The following is a 12830-nucleotide window of genomic DNA, read 5'->3' on the forward strand; positions in this document are numbered from 1 at the left end:
CGGCGGCATGGGTGCGCAGTCAGGCAGGGTCCTGGTGACCGGCGGGAGCGGTTTCGTCGGCAGTCACCTGGTACGGCGACTGCTGGAGCGCGGCTACGAGGTGCACGCCACCGTGCGCAGCCTCGCGAACGCGGCGAAGGTGCGGCCGCTGCGGGACATGCAGGACGAATTCCCCGGCGGACTCAGTCTGTTCGAGGCGGACCTCCTCCAACAGGGCTCCTTCGACGAGGCCATGGCGGGCTGCCGGGTGGTCTTCCACGTCGCCTCCCCCTTCTTCATGCCGGAGAAGATCAAGGACGGCCAGAAGGACATGGTCGACCCGGCCCTGATCGGCACCCGCAACGTCCTGGCCGGCATCGAGCGGACGCCGTCCGTGGAGCGGATGGTGTTCACCTCCACGGTCGGCGCGATCTTCGGCGACTACGCCGACGTGCGGGACATGGAGGGGCAGATCCTCTCGGAGAGGTACTTCAACACCAGCAGCACGGTGGAGAACAACCCGTACCACTACGCCAAGACGGTCGCCGAACGCGCGGCCTGGGACGCGGAGGCCGCGCAGAACCGCTGGCGCATGGTCTCCCTCAACCCCGGTCTGATCCTGGGTCCTTCCCTCACCCCCGCCTCCGAGTCCGGCAGCCTCTTCCTCCTGGAGGAACTGTTCAAGGGCTACTTCTTCTACGGCGCCCCGGACTTCAGCTTCACCACCGTCGACGTCCGTGACGTGGCCGACGCGCACATCGCCGCCGCCGAGAAGCCCGACGCGAAGGGCCGTTACATCCTGGCCGCCCGGACGATGACGTCGTTCCACGAGATGTCCCGCGTCATCCGCGCCCGCCACCCCCGTGCCCGGCGCCTCCCGCGCACCGCGCTCCCGCACTGGCCGGTCCGGGTCCTGGGCCCCGCGTTCGGGCTCACCCAGGACTACATCCGCAAGCACCTCGGCATCCGCTTCGAGGTGGACAACAGCCGCAGCGTGAACGAACTGGGCCTCGCCTACCGGCCGGTGGAGGAGACGGTCCTCGACCATTACGAGGCGTGGCGCCGACAGCACGGCAGACGCTGATCCTCACCTGCGGGAACGGGCGCACGCGACGAAGGTCACAGTTACATCTCACCCTTTTCACACTTCAATCTTCACGCGAGCCTCACAAGTTCGTTAGGTTTACGACGAACAGCACGACGGAAGGGGCATGTCTTTCATGGCGCCGGATCGAACTTCGCGCAATGGAGGGTCCAGCCTCCCGGCCAAGCGCAACTCCGCGCTCGCGACGGCCGCGATGGCCTCCGCGGCTCTGCTGTCCCAGACCGGGAACGCCGCCGCCGACGAGGGCCCCAGCCGCGACGAGGTCAACCGGCGGATCACCAACCTCTACGACCGCGCCGAGAACGACTCCGGTACCTACAACGCCACCCGCGCGGCCGGTACGGCGTCCAGCACCCGCGGCCGTACCCCCGCGGCGACCGGCGGGTCCCGCAGCTCCGAGGGTGATCCCTCGCTCGCCGCCCTCGCCAAGCAGTGGTACGGAGTGGGGCGCGCGAAGCTGGGCCCGTTCGTCGAGGCGACCCTGCCGAGGGACCGGGTTCCGGCCCCGGCGGCCGAGACGCGTCGTCAGCGGCCCGCGGAGGCCCCCGCGGCACGTGCGCCGAAGCCGGCCGAGCAGCCCCTGCCCGAGCTGACCGCCAAGCCGATGCTCGCCCTGCCGGCCGCACCTCGGACGGCACCGGCCGCCCTCGCCGCCGTACCGGACCAGTCCCCCGCCTGGGCACCGGATCCGGCATCGCAGCCCCTCACCGGCACCGGCGAGATACCCACCGTGGGCACCCCGCAGCTCGAGACGGGCTTCCCGGAGTACAGCACCCAGACCAGCACGGGCTTCCCCGCCTACGGCGCCCGGACCGGCACCGGCCTCCCCGAGTACAGCACGCAGACGGGCACGCCCCTCCCGGGCCACGGCACCCGGACCGGCACCGGTGTCCCGGCGTACAGCGGCCAACTCACCACCGGTTTCCCCGAGTACCCCACCGGCCTCCCCGACCAGACCGGCCAACTCCCCACCGGCGTCCCGGAATACCCCACCCAGGTCGCCACCGGCCTGCCCGAGTACACCGGCCAGCTCAGCAGCGGTCAGCCCGACAGAACGGGCCAGTTCAGCACCGTTCTCCCCGACAGCACGGGCCAGTTCAACACCGCGCTCCCCGACAGCACAGGCCAGTTCGACACCGCCCTCCCCGACAGCACAGGCCAGTTCAACACCGCCCTCCCCGAGTACACCGGCCAATTCGCCACCGGTCTCCCCAAGCGGACCGGCCAATGGGCCGCCGGCCTGCCCGAGTACACCCCGCAAGCCCCCGCCGCCCTCCCTGGCGGCACAGGCCAGTTCGACACCGCCCTCCCCGGCAACACAGGCCAGTTCAACACCGCCCTCCCCGACAGCACAGGCCAGTTCAACACCGCCCTCCCCGACAGCACAGGCCAGTTCAGCGCCCCCCTCCCCGGTTACGCCCCCCAGCCCAGCCCGCGCGTCGCCGAATACGCCACCGACCTCGGCACCCCGCTCGCCACGGTCACCGCAGCCCCGGCTCCCACCCCGGCCCCGGCCCCCGCGCTCCCCACCATCCCCTCCCCCCGCTCCCCCGAACCGCAGTGGCAGACCCCACAGCAGACCGCCGCCCCCGCCTCCCTCCCCACCGCCGACCCCGGTTACGACTCGAAGGTCATCCAGGTGCTCGCCTTCGCCCGCTCCCAGATCGGCAAGCCCTGCGTCTGGGGCGCGGCGGGCCCGGGTTCGTACGACAACGCCGGTCTCACCCAGGCCGCCTGGAAGGTCGCCGGGGTCTCCCTGCCGCGTACCTCCCTCGGCCAGGCGAGCACCGGGACGGCGGTTCCGCTGTACGCCATGCAACCCGGCGACCTGGTCTTCTTCCACGACGACTTCAGCCACGTGGGCCTGTGCACCGGCAACGGCATGATGATCCACGCGCCGGGCCCGGGGGCGTCGATCCGTGAGGAGTCGATCTACCCGACCGGCGAGTCGATCATCCGCGGCGCGGTCCGACCCGCCTGACCCCGACGAGGCCGGTCCGGCGCCAAGAGACCTCGCACGACACACGCACACCCCTGGACGCCCCAGGAACCCCTCCCCTAGGGTGATCGAGAAAGCGCTTTCTGGCCTGACCATGCCAACCAGGGGAGCGTCTCGTGGCGCACGAGCAGCCGCACCAGCAATGGACCCGCAAGTCCTTCCTGAGGGGGATGGCCGTCGTCGGCGCGGCCCCCTTCCTCCCCGCCCTGACCCCGGGGAACGCCCGGGCCGCCGCCGCGGACCACCCCGACTTCCCGCTGGTGGCCGACGGCACGGCCGTCCCCGTCCTCGTGGACGCTGCGGACGACCCCGCCGTCGTCCGCGCGGCCGGCGACCTCCAGGCGGACGTGGAACGGGTCTCGGGAGCGAGACCCGAGCTCCTCCCCACGCTCCCCCGAAGCGCCCCGCTGCTCGTCCTGGTGGGCACCCTCGGCGCGAGCCCCGCCATCGACCGCCTCGTCAAGCGGGGCCGCCTGGACGTCTCCCGGGTGAAGGGCCGCTGGGAGGCGTCGGTGACCCGGGTGGTCGAGCGCCCGTTCCCCGGTGTCGGCCGCGCCCTGGTGATCGCGGGCAGCGACCGGCGCGGCACGGTCTACGGGATCTACGACACCTCGGAGCGCATCGGGGTCTCGCCCTGGTACTGGTGGGCCGACGTCCCCGTGGAGCACCGGGACACCGTGACGGTCCCCGCCGGTCCCTTCACCCGCCAGGAACCGTCGGTCCGCTATCGCGGCGTCTTCATCAACGACGAGCAGAACATGACCACGTGGTCGCACCGCACCCAGGAGCCCGACAAGAACATCGGCCCCGAGACGTACAAGCGGGTCTTCGAGCTGCTGCTCCGTCTCAAGGCCAACTACCTGTGGCCCGCGATGCATCCGTACTCCGACTTCTTCAACAAGTACCGGGAGAACCCCGAACTCGCCGACCGCTACGGCATCGTCGTCGGCTCCAGCCACCCGGAAGCCCTGCTGCGCAACGGCGTCCACGAGTGGGAGCCGTGGATCGCCGAGCACCCGAACGCGGACGGCACCGCGCCGGTCTACGACTACACGGTCAACCCCGCCGTCATCTCCGACTACTGGAGAGCACGGGCGAGGCAGAACGCGGCGTACGAGAGCAGCTGGACGCTCGGCATGCGCGGTCTGCACGACAGCGCGCTGGAGACGAAGTACGCGCCCACGATCCCGGAGAAGGTCGTGGTCATGAACGACATCATCGCCGACCAGCGCCGGATCCTCGCCGAAGAGGTCGGTGCCGCCGCCGAGCCGCAGATCTTCATCCCGTACAAGGAGGTCCTGGACCTGTACAACGCGGGTGTCCAGGTCCCGGACGACGTCACCCTGATCTGGCCCGACGACAACCACGGCAACATGCGCCAGCTGCCGAACGACGCGGAGCGGGCGCGGCCGGGCGGCAACGGGATCTACTACCACCTCTCCTACTGGGGCCGCCCGAAGAGCTACCTCTGGCTGGACACCACCCAAGTGGCCAAGGTCTGGCAGGAGTTGCGGAGGGTGTACGAGCACGGCACCGACCGTATGTGGATCTTCAACGTGGGGGACCTCAAGTCGATCGAGACAGGTCTGTCCTTCGCGATGGACATGGCGTGGGACGTGGACCGCTGGGAGTCCGGCGAGGTCGAGGGTTTCCTGGCCGAGTGGTACGGGCGGCAGTTCGGTCGGCGCCACGCCCGGGAGATCGCGTCGATCCGCACGGAGTACTACCGCCTCGCCGGGGAGCTGCGCCCCGAGTTCATCGCCGCGGGACTGGTCTCCGTCGTCCACCACGGCGACGAGGCGGGGCGCCGGATGGCGGCGTACGAACAGCTCCTCGCCCGCGTCCGGGCGGTGGGGGCGGAAGTGCCGGAGGCCTATCGGGACGCCTTCTACGAGCTGGTCGAATACCCGGTGCACGGGGCCTGGTTGATGAACCTGAAGTACTACTGGGCGGACCGCAACGCCCTCGCGGTCCGGCAGGGCCGGGGGGCCGGCGCGAACCGTTTCGCGGACCTGGCGCTCGCCGCGCACTCGGCCGAGGCGGCCCTCACCACCCGGTACAACACCGAGGTGGCGGGCGGGAAATGGGACGGGTTCGTCAATCCGTACCCGTCCCAGATCCCGAAGGCGCCGGGGCGGCCGGCCGTCACCAGGGTGGCCCGGCAGGAGACCTCCGGGCTCGGCGTGGCGGCCGAGGGGAACGAGAGGGGGGCGGGCCGTCCGCTGTCGTTCTCGTCGTACACCCGTGACCGGCGCTTCGTCGATGTCTTCAACACCGGTTTCCTGCCGGTGGGCTGGGCGGCCGAGGCCAGTCACCCGTGGGTCGTGCTGAGCACGGCCGGTGGCTCGCTGACTGAGCAGCGGCGGGTGTGGGTGGAGATCGACTGGGCTCGGACGCCCGAGGGCGCGCAGGAGGCCACGGTCGTCGTCACCGGCGCCGGGCAGCGCTTCGAGGTGTCGCTGCGGGTGGTCAACGGTCCACGAAGGGCCCGTGGTTTCGCCGAGGCGCACGGCTGTGTGTCGATCGACGCCGCGCACGCCGACCGGCGGGTGGCGCGCGCCGGGCGCCGCTGGCGGACCGTAGGGGGCCTGGGGCGTCGTACGGGCGCCGTCGAGGCCGTGCCGTCCACGGCCGCCCCGATCACCGCCGACTTCGCCTCCCGCGCCCCCGAGTTGCGCTACCGCGTGCACTTCAGCAGCACCGGGACCTTCCCCGTCACCCTGTTCCGGCTGCCCTCGCTCGACGAGCGCGGCCGGCGCCGGGTGGCCGTCGGGCTGGACGACCAGCCGGTGACCGTGCTGTCCGGTCAGGCCGTGGCGACCGGCAACCGCGGGGACGCCTGGGCCCGGCAGGTGGAGGACGGTGTCGAGCGGCTCACCGCCACGGTGACGGTCGCCGAGGCCGGGGAACATGTGCTGCGGGTGTTCATGGTCGATCCGGCGATCGCGGTGGACCAGATCGTGATCGACACCGGTGGTCTGCCCGCCACTTATCTGGCGCCGCCGGAGAGCTTCCATCCGGTCTTCAACCCCGAACCCGTCACCGGCTCGGTTCTGGAGGCGCCGGACCAGTAGGTCCGGTTCCCGTGCGGGCCGCCGGTCCCCCGTGCCGGCGGCCCGCACGAAAAAGGAGAGACCCAGGCATCCCCACCCGTGCCCGGTCTCCCCCGCTGCGGCTGCCGGAGCGCCGATGTGCTGGAGTTATGTCGACAACTTCGATGTTGCTCGGATGAAGTGTGGGTCAGCGAGGTACTGGGCCGGTATGGGTACAACTGCGTATGAGCGGGTGCTGTCGGTCGCCGTGGCCGCGCTCCACGAACGCGACCCTGAGCGGCTGTGGCCCCTGCTGGCGGCCGAACTGCCGGCCCTGTGCGGTGGCGACGCCCTGATCTACAAGCTGGACAACTGGAACGAGAGCGAGGGCACCCTCGGGCTGTCGCCCGGTGTCACCGCGGAGTTCACGGCGCTCGGTGACGAGGAGACCGGCCTGCTGCGCGCGGGCTATCCGCTGGCCGCGCACTACGCGAGCAGACCGGACCGGGCGCCGGTGACCGCCGGCCGGGTGGCCGGTCGTTCCTGGCCGGGCAGCCCGACGGCCCGCCTGCTCGACGACCTCCTGGACGTCGACCATGTGCTCGGGATCCCGCTGCCGCGCTCGACCACCCCCATCACCGGGTGCATGGTCTACCGCTCCGGCCGGGACTTCAGCGACGACGAGCTGCGCCTCGCCGAGCAGTTGCAGCCGCTGCTGGCCGCCGTCGAGGAGCAGCGGCAGCTCCTGCGGCGACTCGACGTCCCGTCCGAGGAGGCGGCGGACCTGGCGCTCACGCCCCGGGAGACGACCGTGCTGCTCCTGCTCGGCGACGCGCTGACCGCCCTGTCGATCGGCCGCAGACTCGGGATATCGGAGCGTACGGTCCACAAGCACATCGCGAACATCTACCGCAAGCTCGGCACCCACGACCGTGTCAGCACGGTCCTGCACGCGCAGCGGCTCGGGCTCATCCCTGCGGCAGCGGCGGCCCGCCCTTGAGGCGTTCCAGGTCGGAGGGGCGGACCTGGATGACCACGATCGCGATGAGGGCCGCGACCACGGTGAAGATCGCGGCCATGACGAAGGCGGCCGAGGCTCCGGCGGTGAGGACCTCGTCGCCCCAGGAGCCCGGGAGTTGACCGGTGCGTTCGAAGATCCGGCGCTCGGCCGGGGTGGCCTGCGCGAGGAAGCGGGGGACCTGCTTCTCCGCCTCGTTGGTGCTGGCCGTGCCGAACATCGTGACCAGGATGGACAGCCCCAGCGAACCGCCCACCTGCTGCGTGGCGTTGAGGAGTCCGGAAGCCGCGCCGGTCTCCTCGTTCCGCACGTTGGAGAGCGCCATCAGGGTCAGCGAGACGAACTCCATGCCCATGCCGAGGCTGAAGACGAGCATCGGCCCGAGGACACTGCCCGCGTAGGTGGAGTGGACGTCGGTGAGGGTGAGCCAGGCGAGTCCGGCCGCCGCGAGGATCGCGCCGATCACCATGAACGGCTTGGGCCCGTAGACCGGCAGGAACCGCGAGGCGAGTCCCGCGCCGACCGCGATGACCGCGCTGACCGGCAGGAAGGCGAACCCGGTGGCCAGCGGCGAGAAGTCGAGGACGTTCTGCACGAAGAGCGTCAGGAAGAAGAACATGCCGAAGATGGCGGCCGCGAGGCACAGCATGATGCCGTAGGTGCCCGCGCGGTTGCGGTCGGCGAACATGTGCAGCGGGGTGATGGGCTGCCGGGACCGCTTCTCGATCAGCACGAACAGCACGAGGAGGACGACCGCCGCGGCGAACGAGCACAGCGTGAGCGTGTCCCGCCAGCCCTCCTGGGCGGCCCGGATGAAGCCGTACACCAGCAGCACCATGCCCGCGGTGGCGGTCAGCGCGCCGGCGATGTCGAAGTTGCCGGGGTGGCGCTCGGACTCGCGGATCCAGCGGGGCGTGGCGAGCGCGATGAGCAGCCCGATCGGGACGTTGACGAAGAGCACCCAGCGCCAGTTCAGCCACTCGACGAGGACTCCGCCGGCCAGCAGCCCGATCGCGCCGCCGCCCGCCGAGACCGCGGCGAACACCCCGAACGCCCGGTTGCGTTCGGGGCCTTCACGGAAGGTCGTGCTGATCAGCGCGAGCGAGGTCGGGGAGGCGATGGCACCGCCGACGCCCTGGAGGGCGCGCGCGGCGAGGAGTTGCCCCTCGTTCTGGGCGAGTCCGCCGAGCAGGGAGGCGAGCACGAACAGCAGCACTCCGAAGACGAACACCCGCCGTCTGCCGAGGATGTCCCCGGCCCGGCCGCCGAGCAGCAGCAGTCCGCCGAAGGTGAGGGTGTACGCGTTGACCACCCAGGCCAGGCTTGTCGTGGAGAAGTCCAGGGAGCGCTGGATGTCCGGGAGCGCGATGTTCACGATGGTGATGTCGAGCACCACCATCAGCTGGCAGGACGCGATGACCAGCAGGGCCATGACGTTGCCACCGCCGCCGGAGTCCGGTGGGGTGGTCCGTGCTGCAGAACTTGCCTGCGGGTCGGTGCTCATGGTCTCCGTACGACCGTACGCCGGTGCCGCGGCACTCACCACCCGAGCACGTGACATCCCCGGGCCGGCAGGGAGACGAACAGTCCGGAGTCGGCCAGTTCGTCTCCGTCACGGTCGTACACCGCCCCGTCGAGCAGGTCGGTCAGGCGGTGCACCCGTCCGCGCAGGTCGTCCCACGGGAGAGGCAGCCGGGCCTGGGCCGGGCGGTCGGAGTCGTTGACGACGACCAGGTGACGGGCGTCGGCGTGGGTCCAGGTCCAGGCGAGGAGATGACGGTGGGTGTCGTTGTCCGGCCAGCCCACCGGGGTCACGAGCCGCCACTCCCCGCGGCGCACGGTGGCGGCTGCGGGCAGCAGGCGGCCGTAGAACGCGCGCAGGGGTTCGTCGACGGGCTCCTCGGGCCTGCGGCTCAGGAACACGGGTGGTCGCACCCTGCGGCCCTCGAACTGGCCCTCGTGCCACAGGGTGGCGCCGGGCAGGGTGGCGACGGCCACGGCGGCCGCGCGTGCCCGGTCCTGGGGGATCACCGCGGCGACCCGGGGCTCGTCGTGGTTCTCCAGGAAGCGGACGAGCCCGTTCTGGTAGGTGAGGTCTGCTCCCAGGTGGGCGCGGACCGAGTCGGCGTCCTCGTGCAGCAGGCGGTCGTAGAGGCGCTTGTCGTAACAGTGGTCGAAGCCCTGCTGCTGGAGGGCCGCTTCGAGGTCCCAGTAGGCCTCGGCGACGAAGAGGAGACCGGGGTGGCGGGCGCGGACGCGGGGGATGACGTACGGCCAGAAGTCCTCGGCCGGGGCCGTGCCCGCGCGGTCCCCCCAGGTCTTGCCGAAGATGTCGTTCATCAGCAGCATGGCCATGTCGCAGCGCACGCCGTCGGCCTGGTCGCCGATGGACACCAGGGTCTCCACGGTCGCCTCGCGCAGTGCCTCGCTGAAGGCGTTCAGCTGGACGACGTCCGGCCAGGGCGGGAAGTAGGGGTCGCGGCCGCGGGCGACGACCTGTCCACCGGTCTCGAGGAAGTCGGCCGGGGTCCGGGCGAGATCCTCCGCGCTCCCCCGGATCAGACAGTCGGGGCGCTCGGAGAGCCAGGGATGGTCGGGGGCGATGTGGTTGGGGACGTGGTCGAGGAGCAACCTCGCTCCGCGGGCGGCGAGTCGGACGCGGGCGGCGGCGAGGCCCTCGGGGCCGCCCAGCAGGGGATCGACGACGTAGTTCCGCACGCAGTACGGCGATCCGGCGATGTCCGCCTCGGTGACATCGGGGAGGGCGTCCCGGAAGGAGGCCGTCAGACTCTCGTCGCTCAACGCGATCCGCAGTCCCGCCGGGCTGCGCTCCCACACGCCCATCAGCCAGACCGTGTCGACGCCGGGAAGCACCAAGGCGTCCCAGGCCTCCTCCGGCACCTCCCCGAGAGTCACGTGACGGCCATGACGACGGCTCAGCTCACCGAGCCACACGCGGGTGTTGATCTCGTGGATCACGGTCATGACAGCGACTCCCGTCCGCCCCGGTGCCAGTCCTCCTCGCTGATGGTGTGGAAGAGGGTCGCGGTGGCCGCCACCAGGCCGGTCCAGCCGGTCTGGTGGGAGGCGCCGAGTCCCGCGCCGTTGTCGCCGTGGAAGTACTCGTAGAAGAGGATCAGGTCCTTCCAGTGCGGGTCCTTGGCGAACACCGACTGGCCGCCGTGCACCGGCCGTCCGCCGTCGGTGCCGGGCAGGAAGGTGGCGGTGAGCCGGTCGGAGATCTCACGGGCGACCTGGTAGAGGTTGAGCCGGCGTCCGGAACCGGTCGGGCACTCCACGGTGAAGTCGGGGCCGTGGTAGGCGTGGAGGTTCAGCAGGGCGCGGATCAGCAGGATGTTCATGGGGAACCACACCGGGCCGCGCCAGTTGGAGTTCCCGCCGAACATGCCGGAGTCGGACTCGGCGGGCAGATAGCCGACGCCGAACTCCTGGCCGTGCACGTCGAAGGTGTACGGGCGCTCCGCGTGGTACTTGGACAGGGACCGGATGCCGTGCGGGCCGAGGAACTCGTCCTCGTCGAGCATGCGGGCCAGGATGCGGCGCAGCCGGTCCTCGCCGAACAGGGCGAACAGGTAGCGGCCGTCGGTGGTGGGGTCGGCTCCCGCGTGCTGTGCGACGAAGGCCTCGACGGCGGGGTGCCGTCGGATGAAGTCCCGTGCTCCTTCCACGAGTTCGGGAAACGCCCGGTCCGCCCGGCCGCCGATGACGCTCGTCGCCGCCAGCGGTATCAAGCCGACCAGGGACCGCACCTTCAAGCGGGTCGCGCTGCCGTCGGGCAGGCGCAGGACGTCGTAGAAGAAGCCGTCCTCCTCGTCCCAGAGGCTGGCGTTGTCCTTGCCGATGCGGTTCAGGGCGACGGCGATCCACGCGAAGTGCTCGAAGAGCATCTGCGCCTGCTCGACGTAGACCGGGTTCTCCACGGCGAGTTCGATGGCGATGTCGAGGAGGTTCTGGCAGTACAGGGCCATCCACGCGGTGCCGTCGGCCTGGTCCAGCTGGCCGCCGGTGGGCAGGGGCGCGCTGCGGTCGAAGACGCCGATGTTGTCGAGGCCGAGGAAGCCGCCCTGGAAGACGTTGTTGCCGTCGGCGTCCTTGCGGTTGAGCCACCAGGTGAAGTTCTTCGTCAGTTTCTGGAAGGCGTTCTCCAGGAAGGCGCGGTCGCCGCGGCCGGTGCGGTGCTTCTCCAGTTCGTAGACGAACAGCACCGCCCAGGCGTGCACGGGCGGGTTGACGTCGCCGAAGTTCCATTCGTACGCGGGGATCTGACCGTTGGGGTGGAGGTAGAGGCGGCGCAGCAGCAGGTCGAGCTGGGACTTGGCGAAGCCGATGTCGACCATGGCAAGGGGCAGAGTGTGGAAGGCGAGGTCCCATGCGGCGAACCAGGGGTACTCCCAGGTGTCCGGCATCGACATGATCTCGTCGTTGACCATGTGGTACCAGGCGCTGTTGCGGATGCGCGGGTCGGCGGCGAGCGGGTCCACGCCGTGCTCGGCGAGCCAGCGCTCCACGTCGAGGTAGTAGTACTGCTTGCTCCACAGCATTCCGGCGAGGGCCTGGCGGACGAGTCGCCGCTCCTCCTCCCCTATGGCCGGTGGGGTGATGCCGGCGTAGAAGGTGTCGGCCTCGGCGCGGCGGACGTCGAGCACGGCGTCGAACTCGCTCCAGGGGTCGGTGCGTTCGGTGTCGGTGAGGCGCAGTCGGATGCGGGTGCTGTCCCCGGCAGGGATCGTCAGCACGTGGTGGACGGCGGCCTTGGTGCCGGTGCCGGCGGGGTTGACGGCGTCCGTCTCGCCGTGAACCACGTACCGGTCGATGCCGTCCTTCACGTACGGGGTGGTGTTGGGGCTGCCGAAGACGCGCTCGTTGTTGGTCTCGTTGTCGGTGAACAGCGTTTCGCCGTGGTGGTGGAGCCACCGTGGGCCCAGCTCCTCGTGGTCGGCTCGGATCGCCCCGTCCGTGGCGTGCAGCGCGGGGACCGCGGTGCCGCCCGCCCAGGACCAGGTGTGCCGGAACCACAGGGTCGGCAGGAGGTGCAGCACCGCTTCGTCGGGGCCCCTGTTGTGCGCGGTGATCTCGACCAGGAGGTCTTCCGGTCCTGCCTTGGCGTACTCGACGAACACGTCGAAGTAGCGGTCCTCGTCGAAGATGCCGGTGTCGAGGAGTTCGTACTCGAAGTCCTTCCGGCCGCGGGCCCGGTTGCCGGCGACGAGGTCGCCGTAGGGGAACTCGCCCTGCGGGTACTTGTACAGGTACTTCATGTACGAGTGGGTGGGCGTGTTGTCGAGGTGGAACCAGTACTCCTTGGCGTCCTCGCCGTGGTTGCCCTCCGCGTTGGTCAGGCCGAACATCCGTTCCTTGAGGAGGGGGTCGCGGCCGTTCCACAGGGCGAGCGCGAAGCACAGCCTTTGTTTGTCGTCGCTGATCCCGGCGATGCCGTCCTCGCCCCAGCGGTAGGCGCGGGAGCGGGCCTGGTCATGGGTGAAGTACGACCAGGCGTCGCCGTTCTCGCTGTAGTCCTCGCGGACGGTGCCCCACTGACGTTCGCTCAGGTACGGCCCCCAGCGCCGCCAGGGGGCCGTGCCCGCGTCGGCCTCGGCCAGCCTCCGGCGCTCGGCGTCCGGTGTGCCGCTTCCAGTCGTCATCCGCCCGTCCTCCTCGCCGTCCGGGACATGCGTC

General features: G+C 70.7%; 7 protein-coding genes. 4 read left to right on the forward strand and 3 right to left on the reverse strand.

The annotated features are described in order from the left end of the window. The first annotated feature begins 7 nt into the window (after nucleotides 1-7). The 4 genes from AC2XR2_RS05110 (at nucleotide 8) to AC2XR2_RS05125 (ending at nucleotide 7115) form a co-directional block, all read left to right on the forward strand. Nucleotides 8-1063, forward strand: coding sequence for an NAD-dependent epimerase/dehydratase family protein (locus AC2XR2_RS05110; protein ID WP_491514400.1), 1056 nt, complete (start codon nucleotides 8-10; stop codon nucleotides 1061-1063). A 136-nt stretch (nucleotides 1064-1199) separates the two neighbouring features. Next, on the forward strand, nucleotides 1200-3065 hold the full coding sequence (locus tag AC2XR2_RS05115) for an NlpC/P60 family protein (RefSeq protein WP_491514401.1): 1866 nt from the start codon (nucleotides 1200-1202) through the stop codon (nucleotides 3063-3065). Between the two features lie 188 nt (nucleotides 3066-3253). After that, nucleotides 3254-6157, forward strand: a complete 2904-nt coding sequence (locus AC2XR2_RS05120; RefSeq protein ID WP_491518412.1) for a glycosyl hydrolase 115 family protein — start codon at nucleotides 3254-3256, stop codon at nucleotides 6155-6157. A gap of 187 nt (nucleotides 6158-6344) precedes the next feature. Then, nucleotides 6345-7115 carry a response regulator transcription factor gene (locus AC2XR2_RS05125; RefSeq protein ID WP_381304157.1) on the forward strand — a complete coding sequence of 257 codons (771 nt, stop codon included), beginning with the start codon at nucleotides 6345-6347 and terminating at the stop codon, nucleotides 7113-7115. Here the strand turns inward: AC2XR2_RS05125 and AC2XR2_RS05130 are convergent. The 3 genes from AC2XR2_RS05130 to AC2XR2_RS05140 form a co-directional block, all read right to left on the reverse strand. Next, the gene (locus AC2XR2_RS05130; RefSeq protein ID WP_491518413.1) at nucleotides 7084-8565 is read right to left on the reverse strand and encodes an MFS transporter; all 1482 of its coding nucleotides are present in this window, start codon (nucleotides 8563-8565) and stop codon (nucleotides 7084-7086) included. The two genes, AC2XR2_RS05125 and AC2XR2_RS05130, sit on opposite strands and share 32 nt — an antisense overlap. Nucleotides 8566-8672: 107 nt before the next feature. Continuing rightward, nucleotides 8673-10118, reverse strand: coding sequence for an alpha-amylase family protein (locus AC2XR2_RS05135; protein ID WP_381304155.1), 1446 nt, complete (start codon nucleotides 10116-10118; stop codon nucleotides 8673-8675). Further along, the gene (locus AC2XR2_RS05140; protein ID WP_491514402.1) at nucleotides 10115-12796 is read right to left on the reverse strand and encodes an MGH1-like glycoside hydrolase domain-containing protein; all 2682 of its coding nucleotides are present in this window, start codon (nucleotides 12794-12796) and stop codon (nucleotides 10115-10117) included. Before AC2XR2_RS05140 ends, AC2XR2_RS05135 begins: the two co-directional genes overlap by 4 nt. Between the last annotated feature and the right edge of the window lie 34 nt (nucleotides 12797-12830).

The sequence above is a fragment of the Streptomyces sp. LS-MS-L19 genome (assembly GCF_058382285.1).